Annotated in this window: 20 protein-coding genes and 1 riboswitch; of the genes, 11 read left to right on the top strand and 9 right to left on the bottom strand. The window is 32.0% G+C overall.

All coding sequences use genetic code 11. The features are described 5' to 3' along the window. Nucleotides 1-96: 96 nt before the first annotated feature. Nucleotides 97-220, bottom strand: a riboswitch (SAM riboswitch). A gap of 228 nt (nucleotides 221-448) precedes the next feature. Beyond that, nucleotides 449-3,028 (bottom strand): phosphoenolpyruvate carboxylase, encoded by a 2,580-nt coding sequence (locus JM82_RS15610; RefSeq protein WP_145006199.1) that lies wholly within the window; start codon nucleotides 3,026-3,028, stop codon nucleotides 449-451. A 347-nt stretch (nucleotides 3,029-3,375) separates the two neighbouring features. Here JM82_RS15610 and metK point away from each other — a divergent pair, with 347 nt between their 5' ends. Next, nucleotides 3,376-4,632, top strand: coding sequence for a methionine adenosyltransferase (gene metK / locus JM82_RS15605; protein WP_145006196.1), 1,257 nt, complete (start codon nucleotides 3,376-3,378; stop codon nucleotides 4,630-4,632). A 60-nt stretch (nucleotides 4,633-4,692) separates the two neighbouring features. Here metK and rsmG read toward each other — a convergent pair whose 3' ends face one another. Further along, nucleotides 4,693-5,325, bottom strand: a complete 633-nt coding sequence (gene rsmG, locus JM82_RS15600; RefSeq protein ID WP_145006193.1) for a 16S rRNA (guanine(527)-N(7))-methyltransferase RsmG — start codon at nucleotides 5,323-5,325, stop codon at nucleotides 4,693-4,695. A gap of 134 nt (nucleotides 5,326-5,459) precedes the next feature. Here rsmG and JM82_RS15595 point away from each other — a divergent pair, with 134 nt between their 5' ends. Continuing rightward, nucleotides 5,460-6,554 carry a fatty acid desaturase family protein gene (locus JM82_RS15595; protein WP_145006190.1) on the top strand — a complete coding sequence of 365 codons (1,095 nt, stop codon included), beginning with the start codon at nucleotides 5,460-5,462 and terminating at the stop codon, nucleotides 6,552-6,554. 30 nt (nucleotides 6,555-6,584) lie between these two features. Further along, nucleotides 6,585-7,775: a pyridoxal phosphate-dependent aminotransferase gene (locus JM82_RS15590; protein ID WP_145006187.1), complete on the top strand. Its 1,191-nt coding sequence runs from the start codon at nucleotides 6,585-6,587 to the stop codon at nucleotides 7,773-7,775. 339 nt (nucleotides 7,776-8,114) lie between these two features. Here JM82_RS15590 and JM82_RS15585 read toward each other — a convergent pair whose 3' ends face one another. From JM82_RS15585 to trkA, 4 genes are all read right to left on the bottom strand, one after another. Next, entirely contained in the window at nucleotides 8,115-8,381 is a 267-nt protein-coding gene (locus JM82_RS15585) for a hypothetical protein (protein ID WP_145006183.1), read from the bottom strand. A gap of 181 nt (nucleotides 8,382-8,562) precedes the next feature. Then, a complete protein-coding gene (locus JM82_RS15580) occupies nucleotides 8,563-8,811 on the bottom strand; it encodes a hypothetical protein (RefSeq protein WP_145006180.1) in 249 nt (82 codons plus the stop codon). 92 nt (nucleotides 8,812-8,903) lie between these two features. Further along, nucleotides 8,904-10,409 (bottom strand): TrkH family potassium uptake protein, encoded by a 1,506-nt coding sequence (locus JM82_RS15575; protein ID WP_145006177.1) that lies wholly within the window; start codon nucleotides 10,407-10,409, stop codon nucleotides 8,904-8,906. Then, nucleotides 10,409-11,758, bottom strand: a complete 1,350-nt coding sequence (trkA, locus tag JM82_RS15570) for a Trk system potassium transporter TrkA (RefSeq protein WP_145006175.1) — start codon at nucleotides 11,756-11,758, stop codon at nucleotides 10,409-10,411. The genes JM82_RS15575 and trkA overlap by 1 nt, the downstream gene beginning before the upstream one ends. Nucleotides 11,759-11,877: 119 nt before the next feature. Between trkA and ubiE the strand changes: the two genes are divergently transcribed. Both ubiE and JM82_RS15560 read left to right on the top strand, forming a co-directional pair. Further along, nucleotides 11,878-12,606 carry a bifunctional demethylmenaquinone methyltransferase/2-methoxy-6-polyprenyl-1,4-benzoquinol methylase UbiE gene (gene ubiE, locus JM82_RS15565; protein ID WP_145006172.1) on the top strand — a complete coding sequence of 243 codons (729 nt, stop codon included), beginning with the start codon at nucleotides 11,878-11,880 and terminating at the stop codon, nucleotides 12,604-12,606. After that, nucleotides 12,606-13,331 (top strand): porin family protein, encoded by a 726-nt coding sequence (locus JM82_RS15560; RefSeq protein ID WP_145006170.1) that lies wholly within the window; start codon nucleotides 12,606-12,608, stop codon nucleotides 13,329-13,331. The genes ubiE and JM82_RS15560 overlap by 1 nt, the downstream gene beginning before the upstream one ends. Before the next feature lie 27 nt (nucleotides 13,332-13,358). Here JM82_RS15560 and JM82_RS15555 read toward each other — a convergent pair whose 3' ends face one another. Next, entirely contained in the window at nucleotides 13,359-14,069 is a 711-nt protein-coding gene (locus tag JM82_RS15555; RefSeq protein ID WP_145006168.1) for a TrmH family RNA methyltransferase, read from the bottom strand. 163 nt (nucleotides 14,070-14,232) lie between these two features. Here JM82_RS15555 and JM82_RS15550 point away from each other — a divergent pair, with 163 nt between their 5' ends. From JM82_RS15550 to accD, 3 genes are all read left to right on the top strand, one after another. Next, nucleotides 14,233-16,770 (top strand): BamA/TamA family outer membrane protein, encoded by a 2,538-nt coding sequence (locus tag JM82_RS15550; protein WP_315897460.1) that lies wholly within the window; start codon nucleotides 14,233-14,235, stop codon nucleotides 16,768-16,770. A 114-nt stretch (nucleotides 16,771-16,884) separates the two neighbouring features. Further along, on the top strand, nucleotides 16,885-17,952 hold the full coding sequence (gene fbaA, locus JM82_RS15545; protein ID WP_145006164.1) for a class II fructose-bisphosphate aldolase: 1,068 nt from the start codon (nucleotides 16,885-16,887) through the stop codon (nucleotides 17,950-17,952). Nucleotides 17,953-18,272: 320 nt separating this feature from the next. Then, complete coding sequence (gene accD / locus JM82_RS15540; protein WP_145006161.1) at nucleotides 18,273-19,130, top strand: acetyl-CoA carboxylase, carboxyltransferase subunit beta; 858 nt, start codon at nucleotides 18,273-18,275, stop codon at nucleotides 19,128-19,130. Nucleotides 19,131-19,177: 47 nt separating this feature from the next. Here the strand turns inward: accD and def are convergent, their stop codons facing one another. Then, on the bottom strand, nucleotides 19,178-19,801 hold the full coding sequence (gene def, locus JM82_RS15535) for a peptide deformylase (protein WP_145006158.1): 624 nt from the start codon (nucleotides 19,799-19,801) through the stop codon (nucleotides 19,178-19,180). Between the two features lie 33 nt (nucleotides 19,802-19,834). After that, nucleotides 19,835-20,935: a sensor histidine kinase gene (locus tag JM82_RS15530; protein WP_261375469.1), complete on the bottom strand. Its 1,101-nt coding sequence runs from the start codon at nucleotides 20,933-20,935 to the stop codon at nucleotides 19,835-19,837. A gap of 159 nt (nucleotides 20,936-21,094) precedes the next feature. Here JM82_RS15530 and rpsO point away from each other — a divergent pair, with 159 nt between their 5' ends. The 3 genes from rpsO to JM82_RS15515 all read left to right on the top strand — a co-directional run bounded on the left by rpsO (nucleotide 21,095) and on the right by JM82_RS15515 (nucleotide 25,406). After that, nucleotides 21,095-21,364, top strand: a complete 270-nt coding sequence (rpsO, locus tag JM82_RS15525; protein ID WP_145006839.1) for a 30S ribosomal protein S15 — start codon at nucleotides 21,095-21,097, stop codon at nucleotides 21,362-21,364. A 170-nt stretch (nucleotides 21,365-21,534) separates the two neighbouring features. Then, the gene (locus tag JM82_RS15520; RefSeq protein WP_145006152.1) at nucleotides 21,535-23,787 is read left to right on the top strand and encodes a polyribonucleotide nucleotidyltransferase; all 2,253 of its coding nucleotides are present in this window, start codon (nucleotides 21,535-21,537) and stop codon (nucleotides 23,785-23,787) included. Between the two features lie 194 nt (nucleotides 23,788-23,981). Beyond that, nucleotides 23,982-25,406 carry a glycosyltransferase gene (locus tag JM82_RS15515; protein ID WP_145006149.1) on the top strand — a complete coding sequence of 475 codons (1,425 nt, stop codon included), beginning with the start codon at nucleotides 23,982-23,984 and terminating at the stop codon, nucleotides 25,404-25,406. The last annotated feature ends 89 nt before the right edge of the window (nucleotides 25,407-25,495 follow it).

Here is a 25,495-nt window from a genome sequence, read left to right as displayed (position 1 = left end):
AAATTAAACCAAAAGTCAAATAAGCTTCGTTTGAAGCATACTTAATAGAAAAATGTTAAAAAGAAAAATACTAACCACAGATGAGTAATTAGTTTTTAGTTATCTATCCAATGTATCGATTAATGAATCGAAAATTAAGTAGAATTTAGCACCTTCTTAGTAAGTCTAAGGGTTGCTAAGGCTTCAATGGGTCTAATCCCTCCACCTTTCTTGATAACATTTCAGTAAGTTTTTGAACTTTGTGAGTACAAATATTGCAAAATAAATATTTTAGAAACAAACAAAACGGAATAATTTTCTAAAAAATTAAATTTTTATTAATTATACAGAAAATAATTCATATAATATTAAATTATACAGATTAATATTCTGTTATATTTAAAAATAGCAAGTTCAAAAAAAATTAAACTTGCTATTTAAAGTCTTATTAAACGTTAATTGGCTATAATTAAGCCGAATTACGACTCGCATTTATATTACCAAATAACGATCGTGTTACTAATTTTTCATAAACAGCAATTAACTCGGCATCTTTTACATCTGCTTTTTCTAATTCCTGAATTTGTTTTAAAGCATATTGTTGTATTGTTAATAGTGGCAATACAATAGATTCTCTGACCCTAATAGAAGCTTTACCTGATGGCTCTTCTTCCATTAAATCTGTATAACCTGTTAATTTTAAAATCAATCGTTTTGTCGTTAAATACTCGGTATGTATAACATTCCAAAAGGCACCATATTCTGGATCATCACTCATATACTTTGTCAAATCAAAAAACGATTTTGATAAGGACATCATACTGTTTTCAATTAATGTTCTAAAAAAGCTAGAGGTTTTAAATAAGTTTTGCGCTTTTTCAAATTCGCCAGCATCTTCGTAATGTTTTAAAGCAGTACCAACACCAAAAAATCCTGGTACATTTTGTTTTAGTTGACTCCAAGATCCCACAAAAGGTATGGCTCTTAAATCTTCAAACACTAAGCCTTCTGCTTTACCACGTTTGGAAGGTCTACTTCCAATATTAGTTTTTGCGTAATACTTAAGTGTACTCATATGTTCTAAATATGAGATAAATTTTGGATGGTTTTTAAAATCTACATACGCTTGATAACTTAGCTTAGCTAGATTATCCATAACCGCTCTGTTTTCTGGAACCATGCGTAAATCCGTATCACTTAAACTATTATATATACCAGAACTTATTAATTGCTCTAAGTTATATTGTGAAGAATCTAAAGTACCAAAATTAGAACTAATAGTTTGTCCTTGGATGGTTAATTGCACTTCTTTATCCTCTATAGTTGGTCCTAATGACGCATAAAAATTGTGTGTTTTACCACCACCTCTAGCAGGTGGTCCACCACGACCATCAAAAAATATGACAGTTACATCATATTTTCTAGAGATAGCTGTTAAACGTTCTTTTGCTTTATAAATAGCCCAATTAGCCATTAAATAACCTCCATCTTTAGTTCCGTCACTAAAGCCTAACATAATAGTTTGCTTATTTCCTCTAGATTTTAAGTGTTTAGCATAAGCAGGATTTGTATATAAATCCTCCATTACTATATGTGCATTTTCTAAATCTGTAATAGTTTCAAAAAGAGGTCCAATATCAACCGTTAGCTTATCATTAAATGCTACAACTTTAAGCATTGCAAATAACTGCATAACATTTAAAGTGGTTTGATTATTACTAATAATATAACGGTTTGCAGCCAACTCTCCATTAGTTTCCTGAATAGATTTTAAAGCCTTAATAGTATTTAGTGCTTTTAGCGTTTCTTCATCTTTAATTAAAGACAAATCCACTGTTCCTTTAACTTCAGACAAAACCTTAACTTGTTCCGCTTCTGAAAGACTATGATAATTACTCGGAATATCCTTGCTTCCGTTAGCAATCATACTATCCACCATTGTTGTAAAAATTGAATGATGCACTCTACTATCTTGACGTATATCTAAGCTTGAAAAGTGAAAGCCAAATAAATGAATTTTGTTAAGTAAACTAGTTACTTCGGTAACGTAAAGCGATTGATGCTGATCAATTATAATTTGTCTAATGGCTTTTAATTCTGAAACAAATTCGTTTAAAGTTAAACTTGATTCTTCATGAAGCACTTTTTTATATAACTGTGTTTCTATGTGTGATATACGCGCTTCAACACCTTGAAAGGTTAATTTACGTTTTAACTTTCGGACGTCTTTATGGTAATTTTTAATAATAGTTTCGTGTAACCTTTCTGCGACTTTAACTGTAATTTCTGGTGTAACAAATGGGTTACCATCTCTGTCTCCTCCTGGCCAAAAACCAATGTTAATAATATCGTTATCTATATGTTTCCCGTCAAAAATATTTTGTTGGATATAGTCATATATTTTTCCAAAGGATTCATAAAACACATTTTCTAGATACCAGATTAAGCTAACCGCTTCATCGTAAGGTGTTGGTTTTTCATGTTTAAAAAATGGTGTTTTTCCTAATTGCGCTAACAAATCATTTATACGAAGTAAGTCGTTTTCTCTAACAGCTTCTGTCAAGTCTGTGATAATTCCTAAAACAGTACCAGGATAAAATTGTGTTGGATGTGCTGTTAGCACAATTCTAACTTTAAACTCTTCTAAATACTGACGTAACTTATCTAGCTTTCCTTCTGCAGCAGCACTTTCTTTTAAACTTCTAAGTGTACCAATTCCATCCATATTATTAACAATCGGGAAAGCAGCATCCTCAATAGCATCAAATAAAACGACTTGTCTTTCAATATACTGAATAAACCTAAACAACAAATCTATCTTGGATTTGTCTGAACGTCTAGCTTGATATTTTTTAAAAAAAGTATCTACAATAATAGTAGGATTATGCCCATCTTCAAACCCATTTTTGCATGTTTCATGAAACAGTGGTAATAACACACCTGTTTTAGTAATTGTATCAAAAGGAAGGGTCATAAAAATACCATTGTATATTTGATATTTAGACAATACGTTTTGATTGAAACGCGTTAACTTAGGCTGTAATGGCATAATTTTTATTTTTAGATAAGTTATAAAGTTAATGAACAATAGTTGACTTTGATAAAATGATTGAAATTTTTAGGAATTATTAACTAATAGTACTGCTTTGTATGAATTACGTAATTAAATCTTCATATTTTGATTTTTACTAAATGTAATTATAATTGGCACTTCCATCAATTAACTATTTTTAACGGTATGTTTTGATAAAAACTACTTTATTTTCTTACTTTTGCTGCTCAATAAATTAGAGGACGGATTTGACTGATTGCAACCTCATTAAAAAATGCTAAAGGCAGTGTAAACTTCCTTAGACGCTTTCGTCAAATCTATTATATACATTTTAAAAAACAAATATGGCGTATTTATTTACATCAGAGAGTGTGTCTGAAGGACACCCAGACAAAGTAGCAGATCAAATTAGTGATGCTTTAATAGATAACTTTTTGGCATTTGATAAAGACAGTAAAGTTGCTTGCGAAACTTTAGTAACAACAGGACAGGTTGTTTTAGCTGGAGAGGTTAAATCAAACACGTATTTAGACGTACAACAAATAGCTAGAGATACTATTAATAAGATTGGATATACTAAAAGTGAGTATATGTTTGATGGTAATTCTTGTGGTGTATTTAGTGCAATACATGAGCAATCGGATGATATTAATCGTGGTGTTGACAGAGCTAGTAAGGAAGAGCAAGGTGCTGGTGACCAAGGTATGATGTTTGGTTATGCAACTCGCGAAACGGAAAACTACATGCCTTTAGCTTTAGATTTATCTCATAAAATCTTAATTGAATTAGCTGAGTTACGTCGCGAAAGCAAAGACATTACTTATTTAAGACCTGACTCTAAAAGTCAAGTTACTATTGAGTATAGTGATGATAATGTACCACAACGTATTGATGCCATTGTAGTATCAACTCAGCATGACGATTTTGATGCTAACGATGAGGTGATGTTATCTAAAATAAGAAAAGACATTGTCGAGATATTAATACCTAGAGTGGTAGCTAAATTACCAGAAGCGACACAAGCATTATTTAATCACGACATCAAATACCACATTAATCCAACAGGAAAATTTGTAATTGGTGGACCTCATGGTGATACAGGATTAACTGGTCGTAAGATTATTGTTGATACTTACGGAGGAAAAGGAGCCCATGGTGGTGGTGCTTTTTCTGGAAAAGATCCAAGTAAAGTTGATAGAAGTGCAGCTTATGCAACAAGACATATTGCTAAAAATTTAGTTGCAGCAGGCGTTGCTGATGAAATTTTAGTACAAGTATCATACGCAATTGGTGTTGTTGAGCCAATGGGAATTTTTGTAGACACATACGGAACTTGTCCATTTAATATGACTGATGGAGAAATTGCACAAAAAATATCGAAGATATTTGACATGCGTCCATCTGCGATTGAAGACCGTTTAAAATTACGTAATCCAATGTATAGCGAAACAGCTGCTTATGGACATATGGGAAGACAAAACGAAACCGTGTCTAAAACATTTTCTAGACCAAATGGAGGAGACATTACTTTAGATGTTGAATTATTTACTTGGGAAAAATTAAACTACGTAGATAAAGTAAAAGCTGAATTTGGCTTATAACATTTTGCCTTAATCATATAAAAAAAGCCTCTCAAATTATTTGAGAGGCTTTTTTATTTATTAGTTAGCTTTCCATTTTATTGGCAAATGCACAATTTTTTTTGTGTCAAAAAAGTCTTCTTCAAAATAATCTGATATATTATAAATAGTAGTGGTTTTATAATCCTGAAGCTCTTCCGTTAAGTCACCACCTTTAAGGTAAATTATTCCATTTTTAAGTTCGTTTTGCTGTGTTTTTGAAACTTTTCCTTTTATCCAATGTACAAACGTTGGCATTGCTGCAACAGCACGACTGATAATAAAGTCGTAAGTTTCTTTAATTTCTTCTACACGACTATGGGTTACTTTAACATTTTGCAATTCTAAACCTGCAACAACCTCTCTAACTACATTTAGTTTTTTATTAATACTATCTACTAAATGAAATTCACATTCAGGAAATAAAATAGCCAAAGGAATACCAGGAAAACCTCCTCCTGTCCCAACATCCATCATCGAGCTTCCATCTTTAAAATTAATAATTTTAGCAATTGCTAAAGAGTGTAGTACATGACGTAAATACAACTCGTCAATATCCTTTCTAGACACTACATTAATTTTTAAATTCCAATCTTGATATAAAGCTTCAAGCTTAGTAAATTGTTCAATTTGCAAAGGGGTTAAATCAGGAAAATACTTTAAAATCAGCTCCATAAACGTTTATAATTTTCGACAAAAATATGCATTTTAACACTAAAAAGGGAGCTTCTGTTTTGCTTAATTAATTATCTTTGTAATAAATATTATTTGACGGATTTTTCCGTTATAGTAAAAAGAATACAATTACAATGACAAAACAAACAGTAACGTTCTCTCGAACAGACTCTGCAAAATTTTTTAAAACACTTAATAAACGTGTTAACAATTATTTTAAAGAAAACAATATTAAAAAAACAGGAAATTGGAAATTATACTTTAAAGCGATAGTAATGTTTACATTATTATTGGGTCCATTAGTACTTATATTAACCGTTGATCTACCAACTTGGCTGCAAATTATATCTGTTATGGTTATAGGTGTAGGTATGGCTGGAGTAGGTATGAATGTAATGCACGATGCTAATCATGGGTCGTTCTCTAGCAAAAAATGGGTTAACCGTTTAATGGGTAGTAGCATCCATATTTTAGCTGGTAATGACTACAATTGGAAAGTACAACACAACGTATTACATCACACGTATACTAATATTGAAGGTCATGATGAAGATATTGACGCAGGAAGAATCATACGTTTTTCTAAACATTCAAAATGGTTAAAGATCCACCAATATCAAAAATATTATGCCTTTTTACTTTATGGTTTATTAACTGTAAACTGGGCAATTACAACAGATTTCAAACAAACTTATATTTACTTAAAAAGAAAATTATCTTATGGTGATTTCCCTAAACCTGCAACACAATGGACCAAATTAATCATTGGAAAAATATTGTATTATACGATTTGGGTAGTATTACCATTATCTTTAGGATATGCTTGGTGGCAAGTTTTAATTGGCTTTTTAATCATGCATTACACAGCAGGAATTATATTAAGTGTTGTGTTTCAATTAGCACACGTAATGCCTAATACAGACATGCCTTTACCGGACGAAAATGGTAACATGAAAAATACTTGGGCTATTCACCAGTTATTTACTACTTCTAACTTTTCGCCTAAAAATTGGTTAGTAGAGTTTTATACAGGTGGATTAAACAGACAAGTAGAGCATCATTTATTTGCACATATTAGCCATGTACACTACAAAAACATTGCTAATATAGTCAAAGAAACTGCACATGAATTTAGCTTACCATACAATGAATATAACTCTATTTGGAAAGCTATTGGAGAACACTACCAACAACTAAAAATGTTAGGTCAAAAGCCTAACATGGCATAATTAATTTTTGCACAATATAACAACACACACATGAGCCAACCACTTTCTGATCGTATTTTAAACATGTCCACTTCTGCCACTTTAGCTATGGCAGCAAAAACTAGAGAGCTTAAAGCTGAAGGTAAAGACATTATTGGATTAAGCTTAGGTGAGCCAGACTTTAATACACCAGATTTTATTAAAGATGCTGCTATCCAAGCCATTAATGACAATTACAATTCATACTCTCCAGTAGATGGTTATGTTGAGTTAAAAGAAGCGGTTATTACTAAATTTAAGCGTGATAACAACTTAACATACACCTTACCACAAATTGTAGTATCTACAGGAGCTAAACAAAGTTTAGCAAATATAGCTGCAGTTATGTTAAACAAAGGTGACGAGGTTATTTTACCATGTCCTTATTGGGTAAGTTACTCTGACATTGTTAAGTTAAGTGAAGGTGTACCTGTAGAAGTACAAACAAGTATTGACACAGATTTTAAAATGACTGCAGCACAATTAGAAGCTGCTATTACACCAAAAACTAAAATGTTATGGTTTAGTAGTCCTTGTAACCCAAGCGGATCATTATATAGTCAAAAAGAATTAGAAGCTTTAGCTGAAGTTTTAAAAAAACATCCAAATATATACGTTGTTTCTGATGAAATATACGAACATATTAATTACACCGGAAAACCACACGCAAGTATGGCTTCTGTTGATGGCATGTTTAACAATACTATTACGGTAAACGGAGTCTCTAAAGCATTTGCAATGACTGGATGGCGTATTGGTTACATTGGTGCTCCAGATTGGATCGCACGTGCTTGTAACAAAATGCAAGGTCAAGTGACTAGTGGAGCTAATTGTATTGCACAACAAGCTGTAATTACAGCTTTAAACGCAGATCCAAGTGTTGTAAAGTTTATGATTGACGAGTTTAAAGTACGTCGTGATTTAGTTTTAGATCTACTTGCTAACATCGAAGGTTTTAATACAAATACACCAGAAGGCGCTTTTTATGTTTTTCCAGATATTTCTTATTTTTTCGGAAAAACATTAAGAGGAAAAACAATACATAACGCAACAGATTTTTCGTTATATTTATTAGAAGAAGCTTTAGTAGCAACAGTTACTGGAGAAGCTTTTGGAAATCCTAATTGCATTAGATTAAGTTATGCAGCTTCACAAAAAGAGATTACTGAAGCTATAAAGCGTATTAAAGAAGCGGTTAGTTAATTAACCCACTACATATTACTTATAAAAAAAAGCTTCACAATTGTGAAGCTTTTTTTATTAAATACTTTTTCTTTTTGTCAAAATAAAATAGATCCATTTAAACTTATAGTAAACACCTAAACCTATAAAAAGAAACACTAAATAGTATAACCAATTATAATCTGTGGTAGATTGGTATCCATAATATTGTTTTAATAAAAATAATACTGATGCTAATGCGTAAAATACTAACGCAAATACTAAGATTTCATAAAGAGAAAATTTAATAACTAAATAAAAAAAGCAACGTTTAATTAAACATGAGTTTAAATCTAAAAAAATAAACTAACATCACTTTATTTACACTAAATATATAAAAATAGATAACATAACAGCCAAAGTTATAATAAGTAATACTATTTGTTTGACACGTCTCAACTTATGCTCTCTCTTAAGCTTATTGCGTAACAACGCTATATCTTTATCTGATGCTTTTGGTAAATTGTATTTTGTTTTTTCTTTAGAATTACTAACAAAACTAAAAGATTTCTCTTTTCGTTTTGCTAACATATTTCTATTACTTTTTAATGATTGGTTGGCAGCCATCATTGATCCTTCTCCACCCATAAAATCTATATTTTAGTCTGAATATTTTCAGAAATTAAACATTGAAATCTTTTTAGCAAACCATTATACATTAGTTGCTATTAAAATTATTATATAAAAAAAGCTGCTTTATATATATGTAGCAGCTTTTTATAAAATGTTACATTCCTGATTAAAGAAAATAACGATAGACTAATAGAAATTAAATAATAGCGAGAATTATCATGACTACAAACAATAACAGTTTAAGTGATGTAGCAACTGTACAACAGCTTTTATTATAAGACCAACTTTTTAGACGTTGCTTACTGCTAAATAAAGATTTAGACGAAATGTTTTTAAAATTACTTATTACAATAGACTTGTAATTAGAATTTAAAATCCCAGAATAATTATTTAATGTAGTTACTGAGTCCGTTTGTAAAGACTGTGTGTTAATTGATAATGCCATGATTGATTGATGTATTGGTTATATAATAAAGACGAAGTAGACTTTAAAATGTTACAGTACAACCAAAAAAAACAACAAGACTATTTAGAAAACTATCTATTTCTCCAGAAAAAAGGCGTCAACAAAATCAATACAGTAAACAACTCTAAACGACCAATTAACATTAAAAAACTACACCACCATTTACCAACAGCTGGTAGTGCTGCATAATTATTTACTGGTCCAAATTGACCTAAAGCAGGACCAACGTTTCCTAAGCTTGAGGCTGCAATACCAATAGAGGATTCAAAATTAATACCCATCATAGAAAAACCTAAGGCACCAATTATAAAAGCAATCATGTATAAAATAAAAAAGCCTAAAATATTAAATACAATATCTCCTGATATAGCTCTTTTATTATATCGTACTGGTAAAATAGCATTAGGATGCAAAGTACGTTTAAACTCTAAAAATCCATTTTTAATTAATACTAAATGACGCACTACTTTTACACCTCCTGCTGTACTTCCTGCAGATCCACCTAAAAACATTAGCCCAAAGAAAAATACCACCAAAAATGGTGTCCACAATGTATAGTCTGCTGTGACAAATCCTGTAGTAGTAATTACAGATAACACTTGGAACAAAGCGTGTCTAAAAGCACTTTCGGCTTTACCCCAAACCATTGGATGGTCTATAGAAGATATCGTTAAATCTGCTCTAAAATAAATAATTAATGCAGCAATTATTGTAAATATAGCTACAAATTTAAAGTACAGTTTAAACTCTTCATCATGTATCACTTTTTGAACTTTTCCTTTAAAAGCAAAATAACTTAGTACAAAGTTAGAACCTGCTAAAAACATAAAAGCGATAATAATATATTGTATAACTGGTTGATTATTCCAGTAAGCAACACTTGCATTTTTAGTAGAAAAACCACCAGTAGACAACGTACACATCGAGTGATTTATGGCATCAAAAAAGCTCATTCCAGCCACTTGAAGCAAAATAGTTTCTGCTGCTGTATAACCAAAATAGATTAACCACAAACGCTTTGCGGTATCTGTAATTCTAGGATGTAATTTATCTGCACTAGGTCCAGGTGCTTCAGCTGCAAATAACTGCATACCTCCAATTCCCAGTAATGGTAATATGGCAACTGCTAAAACAATAATACCCATACCACCAATCCAATGGGTTAAACTTCTCCAAAACAAAACCCCTTTAGGTACAATTTCGATATCATTTAAAATGGATGCTCCAGTGGTTGTAAAACCAGACATGGTTTCAAAAAAAGCGTTTGTAAAGTTAGGAATTGCTCCTGTGGCTAAATACGGAACTGCACCTGATAAGGACATAACAATCCACCCAAAAGCTACAACAATGTAACCTTCACGTTTATTCATTTCTTTATTATGGTTACGATGATTAATCATCCCTAAAAGCCCAAAAATCAAAATCCCTAAACCTGAAGACACCAATTGTAAAGTCACACCATCCTGATAAATTAAACTTACCAAAGCGGACAGCAAAATAAAACCACCATTAAAGACTAATAGTAGACCAAAAAAATAAAATATAATTTTGTAATTAAGGCGTAATCGTTTTCCCATTATAAAAATAGTTTTTCTACTTCCTTAATTGATCGTGGTAAACAACATACCACAATATAATCGCCTTCTTTTATTCTAAAACTACCTAATGCGATCAATCCTTTACCGTTTCTGATAACACCACCAACAATTGCAGATCTAGGAAACTCGACATCTTTAATTAACTTATTGCAAATTTTTGAAGTAGGCTTAACCTTAAACTCTAACAACTCGGCATTCATGTTGTTAAGTTTAGTCATTGCAATAACTTCACCTTTACGTATGTATCTAAAGATGTTATTGGCAGCTAAAAGTTTTTTATTAATTAGCGTGTCAATACCAATAGATTGGGATAACTCAAAGTAATCCATATTTTCTACTAAGGCAATTGTCTTTTTAACACCCTTAGATTTAGCAACAAGGCAGGACATGATATTAGTCTCAGAATTGCCAGTTACAGATATAAAAGCATCCATTTCGCTAATATTTTCTTCTTCTAACAATTCAACATTACGACCATCTCCATTAATAACTAAAACTTTAGGTAAGTCGTCCGCTAAATCAAAAGCGATATCTTTATTATTCTCTATTAATTTTACATTAAACCCGCTTAATGACAGATCTCTAGAGGTTTTAAAACCAATTTTACTACCACCTAAAATCATGACATCTTTAACAGGTGTATTTGTTTTACCTGTCATTTTACACAACTCATCACCTCCTCCTGCACAAGTAATAAATACTGCATTATCACCTTCTCTAAACTCGGTATCACCTCTAGGTATAATAGTATATTGCGTGCCAAAACGTTGTATTGCAATTGGCACAAAATGTATTTCCGAAAATGATTCGGCAGCCTCTTTTACTGTTTTACCAACAAAACCTGCTGTTCTGGTCAAACTTAAACTAACCATTGTTAGTGCACCACCTTCAAACTCATAACTATCCTTAAAGGCAGATTGATTTAAAAGCAACTCTATTTCTGCAGCAGCTAAACTTTCTGGCGAAATCAGCTCGTCAATACCAAATCGGGTAAAACCAACCTCATCTTTATGTTTAATAAACTCTGTATTAGAAATTCTAGCAATCGTACGTTTAGCACCTAATTGCTTGGCTAATACACAGACTGTAATATTTGTAGTTTCGGATGCTGTTACGCCAATTAATAAATCTGCACGATCTATTTTAGCTTCTTTTAAAATAGCAATGGATGTTGCATCACCTTTTAAGACTTTAATATCCAAATGGTTATCTGCATAAGACAAACTGTCTCTATCTGTATCAATAAGTGTAATTTCTTGAGACTCGTAAGACAATAATTTTGCTAAATGAAATCCAACTTCACCAGCTCCAGCAATAATTATTTTCATAGTTTCTTTAATAAACGGAGTGCAAAGATAATTAATTTAAAGATTTAAGGGTCAATTATTTATTCTTTTGAAGTTTTACAGACTATTATATATGCATTATCTTTGTAAAAAAATTGATTTTGACAAAAGTAAATCCATACAAAGATAGCGACTTAGGAAAGAAAGAACAGGTAACTAAAATGTTTGATACCATTTCTGGTGAATATGATGGTTTAAACCGAGTAATTTCTTTTGGAATAGATATTAAATGGCGAAAAAAAGTAGTTGATATTGTTAAAGCTACTAATCCAGATAATGTTTTAGATATTGCCACAGGAACTGGTGATTTAGCTATTAATCTTGCTGAAACTAGCGCGAAAAAAATTATTGGTTTAGACATTAGTAGTGGTATGCTAGAAGTTGGAAAGCTTAAAATAAAAGCTAAAAAACTAGATCAAAAAATTGATATGGTTATTGGTGATTCCGAAAACATGCCTTTTGACGACAATACCTTTGATGCCATTACTGTTGCCTTTGGTGTGCGTAACTTTGAAACTTTAGAAAATGGTCTAAAAGACATTTTACGTGTTTTAAAACCAGGTGGTATTTTTGTTATTTTAGAAACTTCTGTCCCAACTAAGTTTCCTTTTAAACAAGGGTATCAATTCCATTCTAAGGTTATTTTACCTACCGTCGGAAAATTATTTTCCAAGGACAAAACAGCTTACAAATATTTAAGCGAAAGCGCTAATGCGTTTCCATATGGAGAGGCTTTAAACAATATTTTACGTAAAATTGGGTTTAGTAATGTTACAGACATGCCTCAGACATTTGGTGTTGCTACAATTTACAAAGCATTTAAAAAATAATGAATACAAAACATATATCAACCTTACTGATTGCTCTATTTTTAGCCACAGCTTCTCAAGCGCAGCTTTTCACTAAAGAAAAAGTAAAAAACCTAGAAACTGTAGATAAAGCAACATTAAGTTGGGGTTATTATTTAGGATTTAATAACTTAGATTTTAAATTTGACTACAATAATAATCTTGGCGATATACAAACAGAACGCACGATTGGTTTTAATGTAGGTTTATTAGGTAACGTGCGTATTAACGATTATTTTGATGTCCGTTTTGAACCAGGTTTGGTAATCTCGCAACGTAACCTGATGTATCCAGAAAACTATTTTGACGGTTTTGACGAAGAGATTACAGACTCGGATTTACTACGTGAGGTTAAGTCAACCTATGTATACTTTCCGCTATTACTTAAAATGTCAACTAAACGCATTAATAACTTCAAACCATTTGTTTTAGCAGGTGTATCTACTGCTATTAACTTGTCTAGTAACGAGAAAAACCCAGACGACAACTCGGCTGGAGATTTTAGAATGGTAAAAAACATGCAGTTTTTTGAGCTTGGTTTTGGTATAGATTTTTACTTAGACCGCTTTAAGTTTACACCTTCTATTAGAGGTGTTTTTGCAATGCAAGACGAACTGGTTAGAGACAAAGATATTAACAGTCCTTGGACAGGTAATATTAGTCAAATGCAAACACGTGGTATTTTTATCAATTTTACGGTTCAATAAAAACTTAAATTATTTAGGCTTAAAAGTTTAACGCCTAAACTCACTTAACAAAATAGCTCCAGCAGTGGCTACATTTAAACTTTCTGTTGCTTGAAGATCTCCAAATCTTGGAATACTAATTTTGTCTGTTATGCTAGCTTCAATTATTGAAGATATTCCGTTGGCTTCATTTCCTAAAACTAAAACCCCATCTTTTGGCAACTCTGTTTGGTACACATTTTTACCATCCATAAAGGCACCAAAAACAGGTACATCGACTTCTTTTAAATAAATGCTTAAGTCGGTATAAACAATATTTACTCTAGTCAAAGATCCCATAGTTGCCTGCACTACTTTTGGATTATAACAATCCACAGTTTTAAGACTACAAACTAATTGCTTGATTCCAAACCAATCACACAAACGTATAATGGTACCTAAATTACCAGGATCACGTATATCATCCAACGCCAATATCAGACCTTCGTTTATTATAGTATCTGTTTCTGGAATTTTAAAAACAGCTAAGGCTGTATTAGGCGTAGTTAAACAGCTAATTTTTTTTAAATCAGCTTCGGACACGATGCATTCGTTTTCTACATTAAAGGTCTCTGTTGTAAATAAATCCACAAGTTTAAAAGTAGAGTTTAAAAACTCTTTGATGACTTTTCCGCCTTCAGCAATAAATAAACCTTCTTGTTGTCTATATTTTTTTTGCTTTAAACGCGTTATATTTTTGATTTGATTTTTAGAAAGCACGCTTTTAATATTTTTTTATAAAGAAAAAGAAAAAAAAGGAGTTCGCATTTGTGTGTTTCTATTTATTTAAAATTTATTTGTTCAATAAATAGTGTATTTTTGAATATGATGTATATACAGTACATCAAATCAGTAATAAACACCCTTATTATTTAGTATTCTTTTGAAAAAAATTCAATTTAAAATAATAGTTTTAATAGCAATTACCATGTTGTTTAATGCTTGTGACTCCGTTAAACGCGTAGCTCAAAACCAGCATCTATTAACTAAAAACACGATAACTATTAATGGAGAAAGTGTAACAAATGATACAATATCTAATTTGTTTTACCAAAAACCAAACTCTAGATTACCTATACCATTTACTACAATACCTTTAAAGCTTTATATATATAATAGTGCTAGACCAAATATTGACTCTGTATTAAATGCTAGATTTTATAGCAATCCAAAAAAAATGGCACGTAAATCTAAATTATTGTCAAGAAAACAATTGGATAAGTATTTAGACTCTAAAAAAAGTTTTAACAGTTGGTTAAAACGTACTGGAGAGGCACCAGTTATTATTGACACAGCATTAACTAATAAATCCTTAGTAAGGATAGAAAACTATTACAAAACCAACGGTTGGTTTAATGCTACAGCAGACTACAAGATTAATAAAGGTGACAACAAAAAAGCGACAATTGATTATACTATCGAAACAAAAAACGCTTATAAGTTTGACACAGTTGCTTCCAATATTAAATCTCCCGTAGTCGAAAAAATCTACAACCAGTTTAAAGATCAATCGCTAATTAAATCTGGTTCACAATACCGTATTAACAACGTTTATAATGAAGCAGACCGTATTGTAGAACTAATGCGTGATAATGGTGTTTATCACTTTAGTCAAGATTATATAGAGTTTGAAGGCGATACCATTTTTGGCACCAACAAAATGAATATTGAAACCATTATTGAAAACCGATTAATTAGAGAAGAAGACGTTTCTAGACGAGAGCCTTTTAAAATTTTCAAGGTAAAGGATGTCAATATTTATACCAATAGCTCATTTAAAAACAGAAACCAATCTACAAACGATACCACTTATTACGATGGTTATAATATCTATAGTATTGGTAAATTAAAGTATAAACCAAGAGCATTAACAAACTCGGTATTTATAACACCAAACACTGTTTTTAAAGATAAAAACAGACCGTTAACATCAAGAAAAATAAGTGATTTACGCACGTTTAAATATCCAAACATTACTTACGTAGAAAATCCAGACACGACGTTAACCGCTAATATATTTTTAACACCTTTAAAAAAGTTTGAATTAGAGTTTAGCGCAGAAGCACTACAAAGTAACATACAAACCATTGGTTTTTCTATTAACCCAAGCCTATTAATTAGAAACGTTTTTAATGCTGCCGAGACTTTGGAAATTTCTGGATTTACATCCATTGGTTCTTCCAAAGATGCTAGCAATATAAAAGATCAATTTTTTGATATTAACGAGATTGGAGCCAACCTAAAACTTACCATTCCAAGATTATTCTCTCCTTTTAATACAGAGAAAATCATACCTAAGTACATGTTTCCTAGCACAAGGTTAACTGTAGCAACCTCTAGTCAAACTAACATAGGTTTAGACAAGCAAACCTTTACAGGCTCATTTAATTACAGATGGTATCCAAATAACACCATTACTAATAAATTAGATTTATTTAATATCCAATTTGTAAAAAATCTAAATACAGCAAACTACTTTAATGTTTATGATAATTCATTTGATTCTTTAAATGAAATTGCACAAACCTCAGGCTTTATTAATTCAGACCAAAACCTTAGTATACCAACACAAGCCGACAGCTTTTTGGATCAAGTACAAAATGGGTCATATGACACCATATTATCCTCGGACGATTTAGACACAGTAAACGCTATAAATGAAAGAAAACAAAGACTAACAGAAGACAACCTTATTTTTGCAACTAGTTTCAGTTTTACAAAAGACAGAAGAGATAACTTAGCAGATGAAGATTTTTCAATCTTTAAATCAAGGGTAGAATTAGCAGGAAACCTATTTTCACTAACCTCTAAAGTTTTAGGATTACAAAAAAATGCAAACGGAAAATACGAAATGTTTAACGTCGCCTACTCGCAATACGCAAAAGTAGAATTAGACTATATCAAACATTGGAGTTTAGGGTACAAAAACGTACTAGCTTTTCGTACCTTTTTTGGAATAGCAATACCTTATGGCAACTCTACAAACATACCGTTTTCTAAAAGTTTTTTTGCTGGTGGAGCTAATGATAACAGAGCATGGTCAGCCTATAACTTAGGACCTGGAAGCTTAGAAACCTCAAACGAGTTTAATGAGGCCAACCTAAAAATAGCCATAAGTGCAGAACAGCGATTTAACTTATTTGGACCACTTAATGGAGCCATTTTTGTTGACACAGGAAACATCTGGAATGTCTTTGACGACATAGACCAAGATGAGGCAACACTATCAGGCTTTGACTCGCTTAAAGACATTGCAGTAGGTTCTGGTTTTGGACTTAGGTATGACTTTAACTTTTTTGTACTTCGTGGTGACATAGGCTTCAAAACCTACGATCCATCTTATCCAATAGGTAACAGATGGTTTAATGATTACAATTTTGCAAACGCAGTTTATAACATCGGAATCAACTATCCTTTCTAGTATAAATTAGCACTTTAGCTAAAACGTTTGCGTGGTTTTATAGTTATTTAGACCTAAAATTTAGCAATTTTCATTACTTTTGAAGCTATACAAATTCAACTAAAAAAAATTAAAATGGCTCATAATATCAAACCAGGAGTTGCTACTGGAAAAGAAGTTCAAGAAATTTTTAAACTTGCTAAAGACAAAGGATTTGCTCTTCCAGCAGTAAACGTAATAGGATCAGACACTATTAATGGTGTCTTAGAAACTGCAGCAGCATTAAACGCTCCAGTAATCATACAATTCTCAAATGGAGGTGCACAATTTAACGCAGGAAAAGGCTTAAGTAACGAAGATCAAAAGGCAGCAATTGCAGGATCTATAGCAGGTGCAAAACACGTCCACTTAATGGCAGAAGCCTATGGTGTACCTGTAATTTTACATACAGACCACTGTGCAAAAAAACTATTACCTTGGATAGACGGTTTATTAGATGCTAGTGAGCAACATTTTAAAGAAACTGGAAAATCATTATACAGCTCGCACATGATTGATTTAAGTGAAGAACCACTTGAAGAAAACATAGAAATCTGTAAACAATACCTTGCCAGAATGAGCAAAATGGGTATGACCTTAGAGATCGAGTTAGGTATTACAGGAGGAGAAGAAGATGGTGTAGACAATAGTGATGTAGACGAGTCTAAGTTATACACGCAACCAGAAGAAGTAGCCTATGCCTATGAAGAACTTAGCAAAGTAAGCGACCAGTTTACAATCGCAGCAGCTTTTGGAAACGTACATGGTGTATACAAACCAGGAAACGTAAAATTAACACCAAAAATCTTAAAAAACTCTCAAGAGTTTTTATCAAAAAAACACAACTTACCACACAACCATATTGACTTTGTATTTCATGGTGGATCAGGATCTACTCTAGAAGAAATCAGAGAAGCTATAGGCTACGGAGTTATAAAAATGAATATTGACACAGACATGCAATACGCATTCATGTCAGGAGTAAGAGATTACATGGCAGAAAAATCAGACTACCTACAATCACAAATAGGTAATCCAGATGGACCAGAATCTCCAAACAAAAAATATTACGACCCACGCGTTTGGTTACGCAAAGGAGAAGTAACGTTTGTAGAGCGTCTTAAAAAAGCATTCGAAGACCTAAACAACGTTAACACACTTTAAAATAATTTTGGCGTTACCCAAGGGTCGGGCTTTCCGTTATATCTTTTTTGAAAAAAGACAAAAAAGGATGCCACTACAATCCCTAACGCAGCCAACATAATTACATAAAATAAAATTCCGTTTAAACTGATTAACCTCAGCGCTAAACGGAATTTTTTTATCCCCAAAAAGCAATAAAAAAACAGATAGAGACATCAATTTTTGAGATTGATTAATAAAAAATGTAATTTTGTACGCTTGTATAAAGCAAACTAAAACTAAAATTAGAATAGATTACTAGAAAACATCTACTAATCTTAATCCCAAAATAGTAAATCAATATGGCTTGGTTTAAAAGAAAAGAAAAAGGAATAACAACCGAAACTGCAGAGAAAAAAGACATTCCAAAAGGATTGTGGTACAAATCTCCTACAGGAAAAATAGTAGACTCTAAAGAGCTAGAAAAAAACTTTTACGTAAGCCCAGAAGACGGTTACCACGTAAGAATAGGAAGCAAAGAGTATTTTGAAATACTATTTGATGACAATAAATTTAAGGAGTTAGACGCAAATCTAACCTCGAAAGACCCATTAAAATTTGAGGATACAAAAAAATATCCAGACCGTTTAAAAGCAGCCGAAGCTAAAACAAACCTTAAAGACGCTGTACGTTGTGCAGTTGGTAAGTCAAAAGGTCAGGATTTAGTAATCGCATGTATGGACTTTGCTTTTATTGGAGGATCAATGGGTAGTGTTGTAGGAGAAAAAATAGCACGTGCTGCAGAGTATTCTTTAAAACACAATGTACCATTAATGGTCATCTCTAAATCAGGAGGAGCACGTATGATGGAAGCAGCATTATCTTTAATGCAATTAGCAAAAACATCGGCAAGACTTGGACAACTAGCAGATGCAGGTATACCATACATATCGTTAGCAACAGACCCAACAACAGGTGGTACGACAGCATCATTTGCCATGTTAGGTGATATTAACATCTCAGAGCCTGGTGCATTAATTGGATTTGCAGGACCACGTGTTGTGCGTGATACAACAGGACAAGAGTTACCAGAAGGTTTCCAAACCTCAGAGTTTTTGTTAGAACATGGTTTTCTAGATTTTATTACACAACGTAAAGATTTAAAAAACAGAGTCAACCAATATATAGACTTAATTACAAATAAGCCATTAAGAGCTTAATTGATAAACCATAAAAAAAGCCTTACTTATTTAGTAAGGCTTTTTTATTATTTAGCATCTTTAATGTCTTTATTCAAATGATCCAAAAACAAAATACCATTTAAGTGATCTATCTCATGCTGAAAAATTACGGATGTAAAATCTGCAACATCTTCCGTTACATGCTCAGCATTCAATGTGTCGTACTCAATTGTAATAACTTTAGATCGTGTATTTAAGGTTTCAGCACGATTAGGAATCGATAAGCAACCTTCTCTCCTAGTCTGCTTTTCTTCAGAATAATTAATAATTTTTGGATTAAGATAAACTTCAAAAGGCGCATCATCTTTATCAAAACGCTGTACCCAAATAATATTTTTTAATATTCCAACTTGTGGTGCTGCAATACCAACACCTAAGGACATACTATCTCTAACGGTTGCGAACAAACGATTAGTAAAGTGTTTTAAAGTTATATCATTTGGATCTGGTTTAACATATCCACTTTGCTGTCTTAATAAAATGGAATCTTTAGTATTATTAATCTTAAATACACGCATGGGTTGATCAGAGTCTAAAGCAGTTATTAATGCGACTTGATCTTTAGAAAAATTACCAGGCTTTAAATCCTTTTGATTAGCACAACTTACTAAAGCAAAAACAATAAGTAATACATTTATGATAGGTCTCATTACTGTTGTAGTTTTAAATAATAATACATTGGATTAAGCTGTTTTAAAATAAACTAAAAACTGACTTCCTATATTAACTTGACTTTTAAATTCTATCTTACCTCCTATGGATTCCACTTGACTTTTTGTAATAAACAAACCTAAACCTCTTGCCTTTTTATTATTATGAAATGTTTGATACAACGAAAACATTTTATCACCATACTTATTCATATCCAAACCTAAACCATTGTCTTTAACACTCAAAACAATAAAGTCGTCTTGAACATAAGTGCTTAAAACTACTTCAGATTGTTTATTAGCATCTCTATACTTTATGGCATTGGTCAACAAATTAAGGATTATACTATCCAAATACGCTTCAACAGCAACCACCTTAACATTGTCGGTAACTAAATTTTTAATCTGGCAAGCATTATTTTTAGCCAAAGCATTAACACTATATATTGCATTGGTAATGTATTTACCAAGATGTAACGGTTTTAAATCTTCGTTTTCAAACCAAGTAGACTCTGCAATACTTTTTAAATGTTTTACCGTTTCATTTAAATTGGTAATCGCTTCATTTAAGTAAATAAAACTTTCATTCGTTTTAATTTCGGGCACTTCATTTTTCGTGAATTTGGCCAAAGTCTTTAAATTTCCAGCATGCGTACTTAAATTATGAGAAATTATCCTAGAAAAATTTAATAACCTTTCATTTTGTTCTTTAATAACTTCCGTAAAAACCTCTTTTTCACTCTCAACCTTCTTTAAATCGGTCACGTCCTGTATTTGAGATATAAAATACTTGGGTGCTCCCTTTTCATTTTTAACTAAAGACACAGATAATTGTGCCCAAATAATACTCCCATTTTTAGCAAAGTATCTTTTTGGCAAAGTATAACTATTAATCTCACCACTTTTTAACTTGTTAAGCCTATCCAAATCAATATCTAAATCTTCTTTATGGGTAATATCCTGAAACGTTAAGTCTAACAGGTCTGATTCAGTATAGCCAAAAAGGTCACAAATACTTTTATTAACTTTTATCCATTTACCATCCAATCCTACAATTGCAATACCATGATAAGCATGATTAAAAACATCAGGCAAAAAATTGGATTTTAGATCTTCTAGGCTCTCTGTGTACATGGCAACAATAATATTGACCTAAAAATAGTTCATACTACATTTTTAAAAAAATTTTAGAAGAATTTGTTTTAAAAATTACGAAATCATTAAAAATAACTATATTTGCGGCTCGAAAGATAAACTTTCGTGTACATAACAATCATTTATAATAATATTAGAATGTATTTAGATCAAAAAGAAAAAGAAGAAATTTTTACTAAACACGGTAAAAATGCAAAGGACACAGGTACTGCAGAAGGGCAAATAGCTTTATTTACTTACCGTATCAACCACTTAACTGAGCACTTAAAGAAAAATCGTAAAGATTATAACACTGAGCGTTCTTTAGTAAAACTAGTAGGAAAAAGAAGAAGCTTACTAGATTACTTAACTAAGAAAGATATCTTAAGATATCGTGCAATTATTAAAGAATTAGGATTAAGAAAATAATCATAATATAAAACCACGCTTTTTAGCGTGGTTTTTTGATACCAAACAACTCGATTTGAACGAGTATAATAATCAAAATTGAAGAAGCTAATTACAGTTTTTCATTGGTCAATCACAACTACTACTACCACAACACAACGACCATTGTTTAATTAGAATTAAAAAAATTTATGATTCCACAAGTTTTTAAAGAGGTTATTGACCTTGGAGACGGTAGAACTATTTCTATCGAAACCGGAAAATTAGCAAAACAGGCACATGGATCTGTTGTTGTACAGTCAGGAAACTGTATGTTGTTATGTACATTAGTATCTAACTACAAACAAAGTGACGTTGACTTTTTACCGTTAACAGTAGATTACCGCGAAAAATTTGCTGCTGCTGGACGCTATCCTGGAGGTTTCTTTAAAAGAGAAGCAAGACCTAGTGATGGTGAAGTATTAACTATGCGTCTTGTTGACCGTGTTTTACGTCCATTATTTCCAAAAGATTATCACGCAGAAACGCAAGTGATGATCCAATTAATGTCTCATGACGACAACGTTATGCCAGACGCTATGGCTGGATTAGCTGCATCTGCTGCTATCCAACTATCTGACGTACCATTTGAAACGCCTATCTCTGAAGCTAGAGTTGGACGTATTAATGGTGAGTTTATTATCAACCCAACACGTGCGCAGTTAGAAGAGTCTGATCTAGATATGATGATTGGTGCTTCGGCTGACTCTGTAATGATGGTTGAAGGTGAAATGTTAGAAATTTCTGAAGAAGAAATGGCTGAAGCAATTAAATTTGCACATGAAGCTATTAAAGTACAATGTGCTGCTCAAGTAAGATTAGCAGAAGCTTTTGGTAAAAAAGAAACACGTGAGTACGATGCAGAACGTTCTGATGACGATTTAGCAAAAAAGATTTACGACTTAGCATACGATAAAGTCTACGCTGTCGCTAAAGCTGGATCTTCTAAAAAAGAAAGAAGCAATGCTTTTTCTGAAATTAAAGAAGAAATTAAAGCAACATTTACTGAAGAAGAATTAGCAGATTATGGAGATTTAGTCTCTAAATATTATGCTAAAGCAGAAAAAGCTGCTATTAGAAATTTAACTTTAGATGAAGGATTACGTCTTGATGGTCGTAAGACTGACGAGATTAGACCAATCTGGTGTGAGGTAAACTATTTACCATCTACACATGGATCGTCTATCTTTACACGTGGAGAAACGCAAGCATTAGCTACAGTTACTTTAGGTACATCTAGAGAAGCAAATCAAATAGATATGGCCTCTTTTGAAGGAGAAGAGCGTTTTTATTTACATTACAACTTCCCTCCTTTTTCAACAGGAGAAGCTAGACCTTTAAGAGGAACTTCTAGACGTGAAGTTGGTCATGGTAATTTAGCACAACGTGCATTAAAAAACATGGTACCAGCAGACTGTCCTTATACAGTACGTGTTGTATCTGAAGTATTAGAATCTAACGGATCATCATCTATGGCAACTGTATGTGCAGGAACTATGGCACTTATGGACGCTGGAGTTAAGCTTAAAAAACCAGTTTCTGGTATTGCAATGGGATTAATCTCTGACCAAGAAACAGGAAAATACGCTGTATTATCTGATATTTTAGGAGACGAGGATCACTTAGGTGATATGGACTTTAAAGTTACAGGTACTGCAGATGGTATTACTGCTTGTCAAATGGATATTAAAGTAAAAGGTTTATCATACGAGATTTTAGTAAATGCACTAAAACAAGCTCGTGATGGACGTTTACATATCTTAGGTAAACTTACAGATACAATTGCTACACCAAATGAAGAAGTTAAGGAACATGCACCTACAATGGTGACAAGACGTATTCCTAACGCATTTATTGGAGCTTTAATTGGACCTGGAGGAAAAGTTATCCAAGAAATGCAAAAAGAAACTGAAACAACTATCGTAATAAACGAAGATCCTGTTACAGAAGAAGGTATTGTTGAAATTTTAGGTGTTGGTAAAAAAGGTATTGATGCTGTTATGGCAAAAATTGATGCTATATTATTTAAACCTGAAGTTGGTAAAGTATACCAAGTAAAAGTTATCAAAATGTTAGATTTTGGTGCTGTTGTTGAGTATATGGATGCACCAGGAAACGAAGTGTTATTACACGTAAGCGAATTAGCATGGGAACGTACTGAAAATGTTACTGATGTAGTAAACATGGGAGACGTTTTTGACGTTAAATATTTTGGTCTTGACCCAAGAACACGCAAAGAAAAAGTATCTAGAAAAGCAATCTTACCAAAACCAGAAGGTTATGTAGCTAGACCACCAAGAGAAAATAATGATCGTGGTGGACGTGATAACAGAGGTAGAGATAATCGTGGACGTGATAACAAACGTGACGACAGAAAACCTAGAGAAGATAAAAAAGAAGATTAATTCTTTTTAAACTTTAATAAAAAAAGCCCAAATAGATTTATTTCTATTTGGGCTTTTTTACGTTTTTAAGTAAATACTAAATTTCAACTATTTAATCCGTAAAAAAGTTTTCTTAAATAAATACTAAAAAACATCTAAACTAAATTTTGATGCGTAAATCTAATATTACACTAATTTAAAGACAAACAATTTTTATGGCTACAAAAACTACCAACACAATTAAAACTGTATCAAATAGAAAAAAAATAGTAAATAAAATCAACGGGTTTTTTCATAGTAAAGGCATCACTGGAAGTCCACAAAATAGATTAGTGTTAATTAGCACCTTTTTACTTATTATTTTAGGTGTCTATTTCTTTTATGTATTCCATAATGATTTTGACGCATTTAATACGTCACAAATGAGCACTAAAATTGGGCTGACTTTTATATACGTGGCAACTACTTTATTTGCATACAAAGTTTTATTCTTTTTATACACAGCCTATAATTATTTTAAGTACAAACCAGTTACATCTGTGACTGACCAAGAATTGCCAACCTGTACTATTATAGTACCAGCTTATAATGAAGGTAAACAAGTTTGGGATACGCTTATGAGCTTGGATAAAAGCGACTACCCAAAAGATAAATTACAACTATTAGCAATAGATGATGGTAGCTTAGACGACACTTGGGATTGGATGGTTGATGCTAAAAAACAATTAGGAGACCGTTTAGAAATATATAAACAACCTAAAAACAAAGGTAAACGCCATGCTTTGTATCGTGGTTTTAAACTTGGTAAAGGAGATGTTTTTGTGACTGTAGATAGCGACTCCATTGTTACTAAGGATACTTTAAGAAATTTAGTTAGTCCATTTGTAGGTAATGAAAAATGTGGAGCTGTAGCTGGAAACATTAGGGTACTAAATAACAAATCAGAGATGCTTCCTAAAATGCTTGACGTAAGTTTTGTAATGAGTTTTGAATTTGTACGTTCTGCAGAAAGCAATTTAAACTCTGTTTTATGTACTCCAGGAGCATTAGCTGCATATAAAAGAACTGCTGTTTTTGAAGTCTTACCAGAATGGATTAATCAAACTTTTATGGGACAACCTTCAGATATTGGAGAAGACAGAGCTATGACCAATATGATTTTAAAACAAGGTGATCATGTTTTATTTCAAAGTAATGCTATTGCCTATACCAATGTACCTGAAGAGTATTTAGGACTATACAAAATGTTTATACGTTGGGGAAGAAGTAATGTTAGAGAAAATTTAGAAATGGCTAAATATGTGTTCACTAACTTTAGAGAAGGAAATAAATTAGGAACTAGATTATTATTTTTTAGTCAATTTTCTAAACTAATAATGAGTTATCCTTTAATAATATTTATGTTGTTTTTTGTTATGGTACATCCATTGTTATTTTTTGGATCTACTCTAGTAAGTATCTTAATATTATCAACGTTTTCTTTATTATTTTTTACTAAAAAATATAAAACTTACCAAGGGTTTTGGGCTTACTCATATAGTATTTTATACACCTTTGGATTGTTTTGGATTACACCTTACGCAATTGCAACAGCAAATAGAAGAGGCTGGCTAACAAGAGGGTTAGTCGAAAAAAAATAGTGTTTTATTAAATAAACACCCCTATTTTAAACGGGTTAATTGTTACAGAATGGTACAAATATCAAAATTTGTCACCGACAGACTGTCAC

The organism is Olleya sp. Hel_I_94, assembly GCF_007827365.1.
Classification (GTDB): domain Bacteria; phylum Bacteroidota; class Bacteroidia; order Flavobacteriales; family Flavobacteriaceae; genus Olleya.
Note: the sequence above shows the minus strand (reverse complement) of the source record. Positions and strands in the feature narration are given on the sequence as shown.